The organism is Bradyrhizobium sp. HKCCYLS1011 (assembly GCF_051167795.1).
In the GTDB taxonomy this organism is placed as follows: Bacteria; Pseudomonadota; Alphaproteobacteria; order Rhizobiales; family Xanthobacteraceae; genus Bradyrhizobium.
On sequence record NZ_JBNPTT010000005.1, the window covers coordinates 140,535 to 155,595 of the forward strand.

The following is a 15,061-nucleotide window of genomic DNA, read 5'->3' on the forward strand; positions in this document are numbered from 1 at the left end:
CTCGCTCACCGCACGGACCCGTAGACTTCAGCGGCCTGCCCGGCCGAGACGAGCCCGCTCTCGACGTCCTCGCGCACGCGCTCCGGCGCGCGCGCCCGGGGATCGCCGATCCCGGCGCCGCCAGGCGTCATCACCACCAGCCGGTCATCGGGCGGAATGGTCTGAAAGCCCTTGCCGCGCAGCTTCTGGCCGGATGCGAGACCGACATAGCCCGCTTGACCATCACGTCCGCCGTCGCGGCCACGGGGCGGATGGTCGATGCGATCGAAGGCGGCCAGGATCTCGAACGGCGCGTCGACGCCGCTGCCGACCTCGATGATCTGGCCGAGCCCGCCGCGGGTGCGGCCGGCGCCGCCGGAATCCGGCCGCAGCTCCTTGCGCCAGAAGATCAGCGGCGTCTGCGTTTCCGCGATCTCGACCGGGGTGCCGCGCACGCCGCTCGGGTAGGCCGTCGCCGACAGCCCATCCTTGGCGAAGCGGGCGCCGGTACCGCCATTCGACGTCACCGCCATCGAGAACCCGTAATTGCCGCCGGCGCCGGAACGGGTCTGGCCGCGCACATTGAGATTCCACAGGCACGAGGTGCCTTCGGCAGGCACCCGCTCGGGGATGATCTGGCGCAGGCAGCCAAACACGACGTCGGGCAGCATCTGGCCGATCACGTGGCGCGAGGCCACCGGCGCCGGCTTGGGCGCGTTGAGGATCGCGCCGGAAGGAGCGGAGACCGTGAGCGGCGCCAACGAGCCGGCATTGTTCGGGATCTGCGACGCGACCACGCAGCCCAGCCCAAACACGGTGTAGGCGGTGGTGTAGGAGAGCGGCACGTTGATGCCGAACTTCGAGGCCTTCGAGGTACCATCGAAATCGACGTGGATGCCGTCCTCCGAGATGGTCAGCGCCGCCGCCAGCGTGACCGGCGAGTCGTAGCCGTCGACGATCATCTCGTTGCGCCAGGTGCCCTTGGGCAGCCTGGCGATCTCGGCCAGCACCGCCTCGCGCGAGCGGTCGCAGATGTAGTCCCCGAGCTGATCGAGCGTCTCGATGCCGAACTCGTCCATCATCTCGACCAGGCGCTGGCAGCCGACATCGTTGCAGCCGGCCAGCGAATAGGTGTCGCCTTCGGTGTCGATCGGTAGCCGTGTATTGGCACGAATCATCGCCATCAGCGTCTCATTGACGATGCCCTGGTCGATCAGCTTCAGCATGGGGATGTAGAGGCCTTCCATGAAGACGTCGGTGCCGTCGGGCCCGAAGCCGATGCCGCCGATATCCATCAGATGGCTGGTGCAGGAGAACAGCGCGACGACCTTGCCTTCCTTGAAGCAGGGCGTGGTGACGACGAAATCGTTGAGATGGCCGGTGCCCATCCAGGGGTCGTTGGTGATGTAGGCATCGCCCGGCTTCATGCTGTGAAGCGGGAAATGCGCGATGAAGTGCTTCACCGACTCCGCCATCGAGTTGACGTGGCCCGGCGTGCCGGTGACGGCCTGTGCCAGCATGCGCCCCTTGAGGTCGAACACGCCGGCGGAGAGGTCGCCGCATTCGCGCACGATCGGGCTGAAGGCGGTGCGCAAGAGCACCTGCGCCTGCTCCTCGACCACCGCGATCAGCCGGTGCCACATGATCTGCAGGTCGATCAGGCTCGCGCCGCTTGCTTGGCTCATGATCACGCCGCCTTCCGTTCCATGACGATGCTGCCGGCACCGTCGATATAGGCATCGAAACTGTTGGAGATGAATGTCGAGGTCTCGTCCTCCGCGATCACGGCGGGGCCCGAAATGGTCGCGCCCGGCGCCATGTCCCCGCGGCGGAAGAGGGGGATGTCGACCACCTTGCCGGCGCGACCGTCGAAGAATTGCCGGCTGCCCGCGGCCTTGGCCGCCGGTTTGCGCCCGACCTCCGCGATGATGGCTGGCTGGCGCGCGTCCGTCGTCGCCAGCACCGACCAGCTGAGCACCTCGATCGCGGCGCCCGGGATCGCCCGCTCGAACAGCGCCGCGTAGTCGGTCTCGAACGATTGCCTGATCGCAGGGAGGTCGGCTGCTGTCAGCGGCCGGTTCGGCAGCTCGACCGTAATCTCATGACCCTGGCCGACATAGCGCATGAAGGCGGCGCGGCGCTCGCGCACCGGTGCGCCGGCCGCGCCTGATGCGACCAGCGCGCGCGCCTCGCTCGCCATCTCGGCCAGCAGACCGGAGACGAGCGCCGCATCGAAATCATCGAGCCTGACGTGCCGGCTGCGCACCAGCTCGTAGGCGATGGGCGCGGCAAGAAAGCCGACCGCCGAGCCCACGCCGGCATGCGAGGGTACGATGACCTTGCTGACGCCGATCTTCTCGGCCACGCGGGCCGCATGCAGGGGCGCCGCGCCGCCGAACGCGATCAGCGTGTGCTGGCCGACGACAGCGCCGCGCTCGACCGCATGCACGCGGGCGGCACTGGCCATGTTCTCGCACACGACCTCATGCACGGCATAGGCCGCGGTTTCGGCCGACAGCCCCAGCGGCTCGCCGATGTCGCGGAGCAGGGCCTGTTTCGACAGATCAGGCGCGAGCCTGATGGTGCCGCCGGCGAAAGCGTCGGGGTCGATCATGCCGAGCGCAACGTCTGCATCGGTGACGGCTGGGCGCTCGCCGCCACGACCATAACAGGCCGGACCCGGCTCAGAGGACGCGCTCTCGGGGCCGACTGTGACGCGCTTCAGCGCGTCGATCCGCGCGATCGAACCGCCGCCGGCGCCGATCTCGACCATCTCGATCACGGGGATGCGCACGGGAAGGCCGGAGCCTTTGAGGAAACGCGCGGCGCGGTCGACCTCGAACACGCGCGAGGTCTCCGGCTCGTAGTTCTCGATCAGGCAGATCTTGGCGGTGGTACCGCCCATGTCGAAGGAGAGCACCTTGCGCTCGCCGATGCGGGCCGCGATCTGGCTGGCGAAGATCGCGCCGCCGGCCGGGCCGGACTCGACCAGCCGCACCGGAAAGCGCCGCGCGGTTGCGATCGAGGTGACGCCGCCGCCCGAGGTGACGAGGTAGATTGCGCCGCGGAACTGCTCGATCCTGAGCGCTTCTTCCATCCGCGCGAGATAGCTGTCCATCAGCGGCTGCACATAGGCGTTGGCGACCGCCGTCGAGGTGCGTTCATATTCCCGGATTTCGGGACAGACCTCGGAGGACAGCGTCACCGAGATGCCCGGCATCTCCTCCTGCAGGATGCGCGCTGCCCGCTGCTCATGCGCGGGATTGGCATAGGCATGCAGGAATGCGAAGGCGACGCTTTCGACCTTCTGCTCACGCAAGTGAGGCGCCAGCGCGCGGACCGCGGCCTCCTCGAGCGGCAGCCTGACCGCGCCATGCGCATCGATGCGCTCCGGCACGGTGAAGCGAAGCTGTCGCGGCACTAGCGGCTTGGGCTTGTCGATCGAAAGATCATATTGGTCGTAGCGGCTCTCGGTTCCGATATCCAGAACATCGCGAAAGCCTTGCGTCGCGATCAGCGCGGTCCTGGCGCCGCGGCGCTCGATGATGGCATTGGTCGCCAGCGTGGTGCCGTGGATGAAGACGTCGATGTCGGAGATATGGGCGTGCGCATCGGCGAGGATCAGCCGCGTGCCGTCCAGGACCGCCTGCTCGGGACGCGTCGGCGTGGTCAGCACCTTCCGTGTCCTGCGCTCTTCGCCCACGTCCAACACGATGTCGGTGAACGTGCCTCCGATATCGACGGCAAGCCGCACCTCGGCCTTTCCTCGCATTCCAATGTCTCCACACAGATCCGCAATCGAGGCACAAGTTTGAGCAAGTTCCGTGCCTCCGCGCCAGCCGCGCATTCGGCCACGCTCCATGAGCCAGCAGCGTAGCTTGCATCTGCGGTCGCCATGCCGGCATGATGCAACCGGATTGCGCGGGCCAGCGGCTGACGAAATACGCGGCTTTGACGTCCACGGTGTCATTCCGGGACGCGCCGACCGGCGCGGGCCCGGAATCCACAACCACGATCGGGAGTATGGATTCCGGGCTCGTGCTCCGCACGCCCCGGAATGACGGCAGCAGATACATCTTCGCTGTCATCGCCCGGCTTGACCGCGCGATGCAGTATCCCAGAGGCGCACGCGCATGAGCCGAGAGGCCGCAGCGCACTGGATTGCTCGCGTTCGCGGGCGATGACGGCAGAGAGTGCAGCACCACGCGCGCCTCACAGGGCATGTATCAATATCCTCGCGGCGCGAATGCGCCCGAGTTGTTCAAAGCTGAGACCCTCATCGAACGAGAGGGCGCAGGGAATGCCGGGTGAAGGCCTCACCCATGGCCCGCCTGCGAAAGAAATGCAGGCGGCAGGTACCACAGGTGCAGCCGGATCAACCCGGCATTCCCTGCGCGATGGTCTTAACGGCTGCTTCGCGTTCTCCCCGGTGCGCCGGGCTTGTTGGCCACCGTTGCCTGCGCGACGTGTGAGCGTCGTCGCAAGCGTAATCCTAGCGTCGGAGGATCAGGACCGCGCGACTTGACCGTGCATACCAATGTTGTTCGTCCGCGCGAATCTCACGCGACAACACCGACATGCCCACCGCATCCCACCTCGACGTTCGTGACGACGCGTACGCCCCTCCGCATGAGGCAGGATGCGGCGGAGTATACATGATTTCTGAAAAATCGAAATGGAAAATTTGCAGCGGAAGCTGGGCGGGGTGACCGGCCTGAAATGACGAGCGAAATGAGCTTTTCGGCGCGACCATGGAGGCTCGGGAGCGATGTCAGGTGCATCGAGACGGCTTCCGGTCACGCCAAGCAATTGCCGCCTTGAAACGCATGTGCGACATAGCATAAACTTCCTGCCACGGGGATCAGGCAGACTCCCCGTCAGACGTCTTCGTCCAAGCTCTGCGCAACACGCCCTTGTCGTGGAGCTTGCGCATGGACACCGAACGTCATCCTCCTTTTCGTCACTCCGTAGCTATCCTCTCACGCGGCGATGCATCCGCACGGCGGGACGCGACCGCGCAAAACAGCCGCTTCGTCCGCGTCTTCGAAGCCCTTGCCGCAGCCGGAATCGAGGCGCAGCCAGCGATCTACGATGAAGCCTTCGCGGATGCGGTCCGCGACCAATTGCTCGGGGTCGAGGGCGTGTTGGTCTGGGTCGATCCGATCCATCAGGGCAAGACGCGGGCGGCGCTCGACCCGCTGCTACGTGAGGTCGCCGCGCGCGGGCCGTGGGTGAGCGCACATCCCGACATCATTTTGAAAATGGGCGTCAAGGAGGTGCTCTACCGAACCCGCCATCTGGGCTGGGGCTGCGATACGCACCGCTACGACAGTGCCGCGGCGTTCCGTGCTGAATTTCCGCGCCGCCTCCGCGCGGACGGTCCACGTGTTCTCAAGCAGAACCGCGGCAATGGCGGGCAGGGCGTCTGGAAAGTAGAGACCGTGCCAGAAGCGAGCACGATGGTCCGGGTTCTGCACGCGCAGCGTGGCAGCACGTTCGAGGATATGCCGCTCGAAGCTTTCATCGACCGCTGCGAGCGCTACTTCGGATGGGGCGGCTGCATCATCGACCAGGCCTTTCAGCCGCGCCTGCCGGAGGGGATGATCCGCTGCTATATGAGCGGATCCAAGGTCGCCGGCTTCGGACACCAGCTGATCAAGGCCTTGGTCCCGCCGCCGCCGGAAGGTCCGGACTCTCCCGAGGCGCAACCCGGTCCTCGCATCATGCACGGACCTGACGCGTCGTCCTTCCAGGCGTTGCGGCGGCGGATGGAGGACGAGTGGACGCCGCAGATGATGGCGACGCTGGAGATCGAGGAGGCGTCCATGCCGGTGATCTGGGACGCGGATTTTCTGTACGGCCCGCGCGACGCCATCGGCGCCGACACCTACGTGCTCTGCGAAATCAACGCGAGCTCATGTTTTGCGATCCCCGACCAAGCGCCTGCGGCGATTGCGCGCGCAGTCGTTGGGCGTCTGCGCCCGCGGTCTTGACGGAGAATAAGGGATCCGTTCGCAACGCAATACAGCGCAGCCTTCAGATCGGGCTCGAATTGATCCTCTCGCGCATGCGGCGGCAGAACTGCTCCATCAACTCGTGCGTTGTTGCAAAAGTTGCCAGCAGCCTATCCGCGTGGACCCGTTCGTTCGTGCCGTCCGCGAAGGTGTCGCGCAATCTCCGCAGATGGTGCACGCGGTCGCGGCTCCTTGCGGTCCGGTCTTCGGCGAACTGCAAGTGCTCCAGATCGCGGCCCAGCCTGTCCTCTTCGGCGATCATCAGCTTGATGATCACTGCCCTGTTGTGATCGGAGACATCTTCATTCGTCAGCAGTCTGAAATAGTGATCGATGTTGGCGTGGGCGACGTAACCGTCCATGACGACAAGCTCTACCATTGACCGGCATAGGCTAGACGAGGACGACCGGCTTCTCCATGGCCGCGACGCAGCGAAATTTGATCGCGATCAAATCCGACGTCAGTTCGGCGATTAAGTTCGAGGACAACGCGATCTCGCGCGCGGCGGCAAGATTGGCATCCCAGCCTGGAGGCAGCTTGCGTCGGCGGCGCGGGCCAAGAGCTAACCTATCGACGTGAGTAGCGGTTATGGGATTGTGGTCCGCCTATCGAGATCTCGCGCAGGGCAGCGAACCTCATTTTCGCTCCACCGCAAGTCACGTCGCGCTCGGCGAGCGCCCGACATGAAGCACCCCGCAGGACCGGCAATACTCGCGATTGACCCCTGGGCGCCCGGCAGTCCCAGCGGTCGGCATCAACTGCTCGGCGAAACCGAGCGCGCCCAGCTCGCAAAAATCGCGACGGTCGTCCGCTTCGAAAAAGGGCACAAGATTTACGAAGCCGGAGAGCCGGCGGACGCAGCATTCAATATCGTCAGCGGAGTGGTTGCCGCTTACTGGTCGCAGGGTGGCCCAGAGCACATCATTTCGTTCCTCCATCCGGGGGATCTCTTCGGACTCTCGGAGGAAGGGCGATATGCCAATACGACGACGCGGGCTGCGACGGCGGTGACGGCGTATAGGATGCCATTGCGGGCGATAACCCGGCTCCTCGAACGACATCCCGATCTCGACGTGAGCCTCATCATCAAGCTCTGCGAAGAACTCCGCGAAGCGCAACGCCATGCGGCTCTTCTCGCTCAAAAAAGGGCGTCGACGAGGCTTGCCATCTTCTTGAGCCTGCAAGAACACATTCAAGCAAGCGACGGGCAGCCGGCCGAGATATCTCTTCCGATGGATCGCGCCAGTATCGCGGCCTACCTCGGTCTGACCGCCGCTGCACTCAGTCGCGCATTTCGAACGCTGACCTCCAAGAGGATTATCTCCTCCCGAGATCTTCATCACGTGACGATTCTCGATCGGGATGCGTTTGTAAAGCTGGTTGAGCAGATTTGAGAAGGACGATCTCCTGACCGGTCGCGGCCTACATGGGGCGGGGCTGGGGGCTGCCTCATCTGAGCCAAGTGGAGAAAATCTCCACTTGCCGGTGTGGCGTCTGACGCAAGACATCGCACAATGAAGCGTGATCCCGCTTGCGCGTCACCCCATCGCCCATATGCGGGCCCAGTCGCCATCCTGGCCCGATCGCCGCGAGTTCCGCTCCGACGCAGTGCGTAGGGCCAGTTCCTCCTCCAAAAGGCGGTTGTATATGTACTTACGCTCGAGCTCTGTCAGACGGGTCTCAAGCAGCCGCTGGTACCGTTGGATGCTGTTGCGGCGGGCAGTCACAAACGCGATTTCTGCGTCCAACACCTTTGCCTCCCTCTATATTCGCTGCTTCTGCTCCCGCCCTGTGCCAATATGCTAGTAGATCAATCCGCAATGCATGCTTGATGTGCGTCAAGCGGCTCCGGCCGAATCTTGCCCGTTCTTGACCGTGATCAATTTTCAGGGGCATCGTCAGCGGTTGGATTGGCCAAATGCGACGGCGCCCGGCATTGCGCCAGGCGCCGCGGTGCTGCTTGAGACGGAGAGGGGCGGTCGTTACGCAGCAAGCGCCTCCTTGGTCAGTGACCAGGCCTGGTTCAGTTTCTTCGAGCGCATCTCGAAGTCCGCCTTCACTTCGGTCATGCGCTTGTCGATACGGCGCTTTGCGCGATCGCTCGCCTGCTTGGTCTGGTCCTTCAGGGACTGCAGCCTGGCGTCTGTTTCGGCCTTCGTCTGATCGAGCCTCTTCTTTGCCTGATCGTGTAAGGTCTGGACCTGCAACTTGACCTGCTGAATGTCCTTCTGGATCGCCGCGCGAGTCTCGGCATCAGCATGTTTCAGTTCCTCTTGCAGCGCCTTCAGGTCAGCCTCGAAGGCGGCGGATTCGCGCACCAGCTGATCTTCCACGACCTCCGAGCGCAAGCGCCGGAACACCGTCGCGCCGAGTTGGTGCAGCCTGGTATCGACAGGTGTCGTCCAGTTCTCCTGGATTTCCGCCAGCACGGCTGACTTGCCGGGAGACAGGGCGGTCGAAACCTCATCAAGGAATTGCGCGCCGATTCCGCTGGCATCGAGATCGAAGATCAGCCCGCCGAGGCCGCCGAGTGACGCGCCGACCGCCACTCCGGCCGGTCCACCCAGAAGCCCGATCAGGCTGCCCGTCAGCAGGCCGACGGCCGTGCCGACCGGGCCCTCGTCGGCGGCCTGCTTGACCGCAATCTTCCCTGTCTTGTCCTTGACGACCACGGCCGACGCATAGAGCGTGATGTCGCCGTCCTTGTGAAGATTTCGCACGGCGGTCAGGCCTTCGAAGGCCGATGACTCGGTTTCGAAAACGGCAACCAGCATCTTGTCCATTGTCAGTTCTCCTGTCGTTGGATTTTGAAAGGATTGCGTCGATCGAGCAGCATCTCGACCGGCCTGTTCAACGCGAACCGTTATCGATGGCGTTGACGAGCTTGCGGCCTGCGATCGCGACCATCGTAATCGCCAGGCCCGACGTGATGAGGTTGACGCCGACGATGAGGCCGAGCGCCCACGCCGCCGAGCCGGGCCAGCCGCTGATGATGAGGGCGGCAAGAACCAAGTCGGCAAGGCCGCTCATCACCATCCATCCCCAGGAGCCGGGGAACGCATCGCGGTAGCTGATCGCGGCCGCGATCTGAAATACGCCTTCGGCGATGAAGAAGGCGATCAGCACCAGCGTCAGGGTGACTGCACCTGCCACCGGATGCCAGAGCAGCAGCACGCCGCAGAACAGCGAGAGCGCTGCCGTCAACAGCGACCACAGGAATGCCGGCACGGTCAGCGCGAAGAACATCGTGACCAGCCCGGTAACACCGCTGAGCAGGAAGACCCAGCCCACATAGATGTCCACGGCGAGCGTCGAGACAGCCGGCCATATGATCGCGATGATGCCCAGCACGATCATGATCACGCCCTGGGCAACAAACAGGGCCCAATGGGTACGCATCGCGTGATGGATTGTCCGTTCGGTGTCGCTCAGCGTCGGGTTCGAGAAACTCATTGAACCTCCTCCATTTGATCGCAGATGCCATCGGGGCCGGCGGACCAAATTGGAGCGGACCTCATGACGTCTGGCTATGAGGGCAATTCCGTACTACGGCGATGATCATGGTCATGGCCGAGGAGGCCGCCCTTGATTTGGGTCAAAGGGGTTCCGGTTCCCGTTCAAGCTCACGTGACGATCAAGCTCGCGGCCAAGATTCTGATCAATTGATGTCGCGGGCGCGGCAGTAGCGGGCAGGTGATGCGAGCGGCCCTTCGATCTTCAGCCCCGATCTGCACGGATGAGTGAATTCGGTTGCAGCCTCGTCATGAGGAGCTCGCCTGCCGCTGGCGTTCGCGATAGGCGCGCGTCTTCATGCGATTGCCGCACAGGTCGGACATGCACCAGCGGCGCGTCGCGGGCTTCGAGCGGTCGTAGAACACGCGCAGGCATTCGTCCGAGGCGCAGGTCTTCAGCCGGTCGAGCGCGCCGCTGATGTCGCCTTCATGCAGCTCGATCGCGAGGGCGGACAGGCCGCCCAGCGCATCCTTGCGCGTGCCCGTCAACACCGTGCCGTGCCCCGCGCGCAGCTCGACGCGCAACGGAAACGCTGCGAGTGCGGTTGTCAGCGCCTGGAGGACGGGCCTGTTGCTGCGCCGTTCCGCTGGGTCGCATTGCAGATAGTTCCGTAACGCCCGGCGCAATTGCAGCGCCTCCTGGAATAGGGGTGCCGTGACGTTGGCGTGAGGCGGCGCCAATGCGCGCTCCGCCATCCAACCGGCGAGGTCGTTCGGACTCGCCAGTTCGTCGCCTTGCGCATGCTGCACACCGAAGCGGGTGAAATGGCGCAGGTCGAGCGAATTGGCGAAGTCGTAAAGGTTCGCCAGCTCGTCCGGAACCTTGAACTTGCGTGATTGCCTGGACATCGACACCAGTAAATCAGTTTTGGCGGTTGACGGCAAGCGAAACGAGCATAGTATCTTTACTGGTGTTGACAGCGAGAGAGGTTCCCATGCAGACCCAAACCATGCTGCACCCCCGCATCTTCTACGGCTGGTTCGTCGTCGCCGCGGCGTTTGCCGTGACCTTTGTCGGCTTCGGCTGCGCGTATACGTTCAGCGCTTTCCTGGAGCCGCTGCAGCGCGAGTTCGGCGCCTCGCGCGGCTCCACCTCGCTGGTGTTCTCGCTTGCAGGTTTTCTCTATTTCGCGCTTGGCGTGGTCAGCGGTCCGTTGGCGGACCGCTTCGGCTCGCGGCCGCTCGCGGTGGCCGGCATGCTGCTGACCGCGGTCGGGCTTGCTGCTGCCAGCCGTGCGCAAAGCCTGGTCCAGGTCGATCTGGCCTATGGGCTCGGCGTCGGTTTCGGTGTCGGTGCGGCCTATGTGCCTGCGATCGGCGCCGTGCAGCGCTGGTTCGTCCGCCAGCGCGGCTTCGCCTCGGGTCTCGCGGTGGCCGGGATTGGCCTCGGCAACTTGGTCATGCCATTATTGGCGTCGTGGCTGATCGCCGCCTTCGGCTGGCGCAGTGCCTATGTCGTGCTCGCGGCGATCGCGCTGACGCTCGGCGGTGGACTTGCGCTGCTGATCGAGAATGATCCGCGCGATCGAGGTCTCGCGCCTGATGGCGACGCGCCTACCGATGGGGGCGGGCCGCGCAACAGCGGCGGCGTGGCCGTGGGCGATGCGATCCGGTCGAGACCGTTCATCGGGCTCTACCTCTCATGCCTGATCTGCTCGTTCGGCGTCTTCGTTCCCTTCGTGCATCTGGTGCCCTACGCCAGGGACCACGGCGTTGCGGCCGGAACGGCGGTGCTGCTGCTCGGGCTGATCGGCGTCGGCAGCACGGCAGGGCGGTTCTTTCTGGGCGGATTGGCGGACCGGCTGGGCCGCGAGCGCGCCTTGCTCATGGTGCTGATCGGAATGGCCCTGGCGACGCTGATCTGGGTGGTCTCCACCACGGCATGGTCGCTTGCCGTCTTCGCCTTCATCTATGGCGTGTTCTATGGCGGTTGGGTGGCCGTGCTGCCGTCGGTCGTGATGGACGCTTTCGGCGGCCGCAATGTCAGCGGCATCATCGGCGTGCTCTACACCAGCGTCGCCTTCGGCACGTTGATCGGGCCGACGGCGACGGGCTTTGCCTATGACGCGAGCCACAGCTACACGTTCGCCATCCTGATGAGTGCTTTGGCCAATGTGGTGGCGGCGGCGATCGTCGCTGCCGTCAAGACGTCCATGCGTCACTCGTCGCAGGGCGGCGTCAGCTGATTGCGAGCGCCGGAAGCCAGATCAGGCTCGCGACTCCCACCAGCGCGATGGCGCCGCCGCGCGTGACGAACTCAGGGCGGCCCAGCCGACGAACGCCGTGTCCGAGCGTTGCGCCGAGCACGAGCCAGGCGGCGCCGGCGGTGACGATCTGAAGCGCCAGCATCACGAGCCAAGGTGCCAAATCGATGAACGCAACCTGCACCGGCAGAAGTAAGAAGGCGAAAATGATCGCTTTCGGGTTCAACAGGGTGGTGAGCAGGACATGTCGGAACGTGACCGCAACGCCTTGGCGCAGCTCGTCGGAGCGGCTGCGCCAGAGCGCGCAGGCCAGGCCGAGGATGTAGATCGTGAGGCCAGCGCGCAGGACTATTCCGACGAGGGGAATGTCGGTCATGATCGGGTTGAGAACCACGCGCAGCAGCAAGATCGCTGAGAGATAGCCGCAGAGTTCGGCAGCCAACAGATGCAGCGAGCGGGAGACGCCGACGCCTGCTCCCGACGTGGCTAGCAGGGTGTTGGTCGGTCCCGGCACGGCGAGCAGCGAATAGGAGGCGATGAGGAAAGTCAGGAAGGCCATTGGCAACCTAACCAAGCTTCGCGGCACAGAGACTTGATCTTGATCATGTCTCACGGGCCTTCAGGCCTCGAATGGGCGCCCGTGTGGAACGGGAACACGCAGCCATGCCACGGGAAGGATTCCGCCCAGGCCGCGCCGAAGGCCTTTTCGCGCTCCGCTTGCGGCGCTATTCTATTTCCCCCTGTCAGGCGCCATCGCTGGTATTGCCGACTTTATTGCGGGGAGCAGCGCCATGCACCGATATGTCGCCCAGGCCAACATCGACCATTATCTGAGCCTGCTGCACGGCGGTGACCTCACCGCTGACAATCGAAACACCATCACGCAGCTGCTGCTGGGCGAAGAGGACAAGCTCAGCCGCGATCTGGAGCATCTCGAATTTGCCGAGAGCCGAGCTGCGGAGAGCCGTGATCGTGTGAACCGCCTGAGGAAGCTGCGGGACGCCTTTGAGGAGGGCTCGCCCGATCGCGCGCAGGCGGACAGGGTGCTGGCGAATGTCGAGGCCATCTCCACCTTGATGGAGCAGTTCTGTCATCACCTGCGGCAGAAGGTCAGTTCGCGCGGGCTCTGAGGGCACGCAGGGTCCATTGCGACGGGCCACCAGGTCGGCCTGAAGCCTTCCTCGAGGGTGAAACTTTCCGGTGGCGATGCGTAGCTGGTTGCAAGGTCCGCAATCGGTGCGGCCGTGACACGTCGCAGGAGCCTTGTTTGAGCCGATACGCCGTCCTCTATGTCTCGACGCTCGCTGTGCTGCTCGGGCTCGATCTGCCGTTCCTCGGGCTGGTCGCCAAGGGCTTCTTCCAGGCGCAGGTCGGTGACATGCTGGGCGAGATCAGGCTGGCGCCTGCCATTCTGTTCTATGCGCTCTATGTCACGGGCGTCGTGATCTTCGTCAGCGGGCAGGGCGATGCGAGCTGGCGATCAACCTTGCTGTATGGCGGGCTGTTCGGGCTGTTCTGTTACGCCACCTTCGAGCTGACCTCGCTCGCGATGCTCAGGCATTGGACCTGGCCGGTGGTGCTGGTCGACATGACCTGGGGTGTGTCGCTGACCGCGGTCGCGGCGACCGCGGGGCTGCTGATCGCGGATTGGGCGACGCCGCGGGGATAGTTCGAAGTCATTCCGGGCGCGCGAAGGGCGAGCCCGGAATCTCTCGACCTCCAGCAATTATTTCGGCTGCGGCACGATCCGCAGATAGGGCTTCGGCGCCTTCCACCCCTGGGGATAGATCGTCTTGGCCTCGTCGTCCGACACCGAGCCGGCGATGATCACGTCCTCGCCCTGCTTCCAGTCGGAGGGGGTGGCGACGCGGTGCTTGGCGGTGAGCTGCAGCGAGTCGATGACGCGGAGAATTTCCTGGAAGTTGCGGCCGGTGGTCATCGGGTAGACCAGGATCAGCTTGATCTTCTTGTCCGGGCCGATGATGAAGACGTTGCGGACGGTCTGGTTGTCAGCCGCCGTGCGCTTGGCCGGATCGCCCGACACCGCCGCCGGCAGCATGTTGTAGAGCTTGGAGACGTTGTAATCGGTGTCGCCGATCATCGGATAATTCGGCGCGGCACCCTGGGTTTCGCGGATGTCCTCCGACCATCTCTTATGGTTGTCGACGGGGTCGACCGAGAGGCCGATCAGCTTGACGTTGCGCTTGTCGAATTCCGGCTTCAGCCGGGCCAGCGCGCCGAGCTCGGTGGTGCAGACCGGGGTGAAGTCCTTCGGGTGCGAGAACAGAAGCGCCCAGCTGTCGCCGATCCAGTCATGGAACTTGATCTTGCCTTCGGTGGTTTCGGCCTCGAAGTCCGGGGCCACGGCGCCAATTTGCAGAGCCATTGGATAACCTCACGTCATTGCAGGTTGGAATGAAGAATTCGGGATAAATTCTTCCAAACACTATAGGAAAAAGTCCGCAGCAAAGGAACTGTTGCACCGAAAAGAGAAGGTCATTCTCCCGTGATCCCAAAAGCACAACAACTTCTTTTGAGTTCGGTGGCTGCGACGAAACGCCCGTAGGACTACCGGTTGCCCCGATTTCGCCACATCTGGGGACGACCACGCCGGCCCCGCGGTCGTCCCGCGAACCATGACCGCGGTCACTGCGACATATCGGCAACCAGTAGAGATACCCACCGCGCAGTTTCGAACCGTTAACGACTCGTTCAGATGAAGACCGACATGGTGGGTCAAACCAGCAACTGAGAAGCGAACATGTCTGCCTCTGCAATGAAGGTCGTCGGGAGTGCCGACGCCCTTGAGCCCTCCTGTTGTCAAAGCGCGGCCTCGGCGCTCGAGATCGTGCGCGATGGCGTCATCACCGGGGAAGGCCCGACCACCAGCGGCCGGGTGCATTTCTCCCGCGTGCTCGATGCCGATGACGCGGCTTGGTGCGCACGCATCCTGACCTCAGCCGCCGTCGACGAGCAGCCGGTGAGCCGGGCCGAGGCCGAGGTGCTGTTTGCGATCAACGAGGCCGCGACCGAGCGCAAGGACGACGGCCGGTTCGAGGATCTCCTGGCCAAGGCGATCGCCCATCACGCCGCCTCCGCATCCGGCCTGCCGGTGCCGCCGCGCCATGTGGCGCTGTCCGCGGAGACCAGCATCGAGAGCTGGGCGCCGGCCAATGCGCGTGGCGTGAGGACCGATGTCCTGGAGTGGGTGGCGCGCCAGATGCGCGGCAACCGCCCCGACAACAAGGCGCTGATGGCGATGGTGGCGACCTTTGTTGGCGTCACCGTGCTGCCGCTCGCCAAGCTGCCGTCGATGATCGACATCGGGATGTGAGCACATCCCGATATCTGA

Annotated in this window: 14 protein-coding genes; 6 read left to right on the forward strand and 8 right to left on the reverse strand. The window is 64.3% G+C overall.

The annotated features are described in order from the left end of the window. Nucleotides 1-5: 5 nt before the first annotated feature. Nucleotides 6-1,664: a hydantoinase B/oxoprolinase family protein gene (locus tag ACQR1W_RS17620; RefSeq protein WP_434851978.1), complete on the reverse strand. Its 1,659-nt coding sequence runs from the start codon at nt 1,662-1,664 to the stop codon at nt 6-8. Nucleotides 1,665-1,666: 2 nt separating this feature from the next. Continuing rightward, nucleotides 1,667-3,751: a hydantoinase/oxoprolinase family protein gene (locus ACQR1W_RS17625; protein WP_434851979.1), complete on the reverse strand. Its 2,085-nt coding sequence runs from the start codon at nt 3,749-3,751 to the stop codon at nt 1,667-1,669. A 1,159-nt stretch (nt 3,752-4,910) separates the two neighbouring features. On the opposite strand from ACQR1W_RS17625, the gene ACQR1W_RS17630 reads away from it, so the two are divergent. Further along, nucleotides 4,911-5,972 (forward strand): Cj0069 family protein, encoded by a 1,062-nt coding sequence (locus ACQR1W_RS17630; protein WP_434851980.1) that lies wholly within the window; start codon nt 4,911-4,913, stop codon nt 5,970-5,972. Between the two features lie 43 nt (nt 5,973-6,015). On the opposite strand, the gene ACQR1W_RS17635 is transcribed toward ACQR1W_RS17630, so the two are convergent. Continuing rightward, nucleotides 6,016-6,354 (reverse strand): hypothetical protein, encoded by a 339-nt coding sequence (locus tag ACQR1W_RS17635; protein WP_434851981.1) that lies wholly within the window; start codon nt 6,352-6,354, stop codon nt 6,016-6,018. Nucleotides 6,355-6,676: 322 nt separating this feature from the next. Here ACQR1W_RS17635 and ACQR1W_RS17640 point away from each other — a divergent pair, with 322 nt between their 5' ends. Next, on the forward strand, nt 6,677-7,387 hold the full coding sequence (locus ACQR1W_RS17640; protein ID WP_434851982.1) for a Crp/Fnr family transcriptional regulator: 711 nt from the start codon (nt 6,677-6,679) through the stop codon (nt 7,385-7,387). A gap of 588 nt (nt 7,388-7,975) precedes the next feature. On the opposite strand, the gene ACQR1W_RS17645 is transcribed toward ACQR1W_RS17640, so the two are convergent. The 3 genes from ACQR1W_RS17645 to ACQR1W_RS17655 form a co-directional block, all read right to left on the reverse strand. Continuing rightward, nucleotides 7,976-8,776 (reverse strand): DUF1269 domain-containing protein, encoded by an 801-nt coding sequence (locus tag ACQR1W_RS17645; RefSeq protein ID WP_434851983.1) that lies wholly within the window; start codon nt 8,774-8,776, stop codon nt 7,976-7,978. Between the two features lie 67 nt (nt 8,777-8,843). Continuing rightward, nucleotides 8,844-9,446, reverse strand: coding sequence for an HdeD family acid-resistance protein (locus ACQR1W_RS17650; protein ID WP_434851984.1), 603 nt, complete (start codon nt 9,444-9,446; stop codon nt 8,844-8,846). 308 nt (nt 9,447-9,754) lie between these two features. Further along, entirely contained in the window at nt 9,755-10,354 is a 600-nt protein-coding gene (locus ACQR1W_RS17655; protein ID WP_434851985.1) for a CGNR zinc finger domain-containing protein, read from the reverse strand. A gap of 86 nt (nt 10,355-10,440) precedes the next feature. Here ACQR1W_RS17655 and ACQR1W_RS17660 point away from each other — a divergent pair, with 86 nt between their 5' ends. Beyond that, a complete protein-coding gene (locus ACQR1W_RS17660) occupies nt 10,441-11,691 on the forward strand; it encodes an MFS transporter (protein WP_434851986.1) in 1,251 nt (416 codons plus the stop codon). Here ACQR1W_RS17660 and ACQR1W_RS17665 read toward each other — a convergent pair. Beyond that, nucleotides 11,684-12,268 carry a LysE family translocator gene (locus ACQR1W_RS17665; protein ID WP_434851987.1) on the reverse strand — a complete coding sequence of 195 codons (585 nt, stop codon included), beginning with the start codon at nt 12,266-12,268 and terminating at the stop codon, nt 11,684-11,686. The genes ACQR1W_RS17660 and ACQR1W_RS17665 overlap by 8 nt on opposite strands. Before the next feature lie 232 nt (nt 12,269-12,500). On the opposite strand from ACQR1W_RS17665, the gene ACQR1W_RS17670 reads away from it, so the two are divergent. Together ACQR1W_RS17670 and ACQR1W_RS17675 are read left to right on the forward strand one after the other, a co-directional pair. Next, the gene (locus ACQR1W_RS17670; protein WP_434851988.1) at nt 12,501-12,839 is read left to right on the forward strand and encodes a hypothetical protein; all 339 of its coding nucleotides are present in this window, start codon (nt 12,501-12,503) and stop codon (nt 12,837-12,839) included. A gap of 137 nt (nt 12,840-12,976) precedes the next feature. Then, entirely contained in the window at nt 12,977-13,378 is a 402-nt protein-coding gene (locus tag ACQR1W_RS17675; protein WP_434851989.1) for a DUF2177 family protein, read from the forward strand. A 57-nt stretch (nt 13,379-13,435) separates the two neighbouring features. Here ACQR1W_RS17675 and ACQR1W_RS17680 read toward each other — a convergent pair whose 3' ends face one another. Further along, entirely contained in the window at nt 13,436-14,095 is a 660-nt protein-coding gene (locus ACQR1W_RS17680) for a peroxiredoxin (RefSeq protein ID WP_008974644.1), read from the reverse strand. Between the two features lie 375 nt (nt 14,096-14,470). Between ACQR1W_RS17680 and ACQR1W_RS17685 the strand changes: the two genes are divergently transcribed. After that, entirely contained in the window at nt 14,471-15,043 is a 573-nt protein-coding gene (locus ACQR1W_RS17685) for a hypothetical protein (protein ID WP_434851990.1), read from the forward strand. Nucleotides 15,044-15,061: the final 18 nt, after the last annotated feature.